Annotated in this window: 1 protein-coding gene; it reads right to left on the bottom strand. The window is 36.2% G+C overall.

The annotated features are described in order from the left end of the window. On the bottom strand, positions 1 to 205 hold a 205-nt coding region (locus MUW74_RS04305), incomplete at its 3' end, for a hypothetical protein (protein ID WP_243553114.1). Positions 206 to 660: the final 455 nt, after the last annotated feature.

The following is a 660-nucleotide window of genomic DNA, read 5'->3' as shown; positions in this document are numbered from 1 at the left end:
GAAGATTGGGCAACCGTCGAATAAAATCAACCTTGTTCTTCAAAGCTCCTTCAATATCATCTTTGAGCTCTTCAAAATCCACCAAATAAGAGTTTCTTGGTAGATAAAGGTTTCTCGAAAGGAATTTTTCAGTGATTCCAGCGAATTTTCCATTTTGGATCTCATAGTATGCAGCTCCACGCGGCAGGCCAATTTTCAAGATCATTCTCAAAACTTATCTCGAAAGTTTCTCGATTCTTAAGAGTAAAGAAACTATTAAATTCGCAATCAAACAAACTCTGGAAAGTAATATAGAGGAGCAATGCAAATACTGTCTAAAAAATTCATCATAATAGCCTAATAGCACATCCTTTGTATCGCCTCTCTACTGAGTGAACGAACTGAGAAGCAAACTAATATCTCGAAACATGATACCCATCTCAATTTCAAATTCTTTTGTTCTTGTAATTGAAGCCATTTTTTCATCACGTTGCAAAGCATGTTGCAAACCGTCATTCAATACTCCTACTCTATTGAATAGATTATAATTAGAATGGAGATGGATTGGGCTAGACTTTCGCTATTAGCAATAAATGAATCCAGTGAAAGCTTCTCTATTCTTCAAAGAATGGAGCAAACAGTCGGAGTTCTCCTCGCCTTCTGATAGTTCTTCTTCTTCTT

The sequence above is a fragment of the Candidatus Cardinium sp. cBcalN2 genome (assembly GCF_022810445.1).
Taxonomy (GTDB): domain Bacteria; phylum Bacteroidota; class Bacteroidia; order Cytophagales; family Amoebophilaceae; genus Cardinium.
The sequence above is the reverse complement of the archived record's forward strand: the minus strand, read 5'-3'. Positions and strand labels throughout refer to the sequence as shown.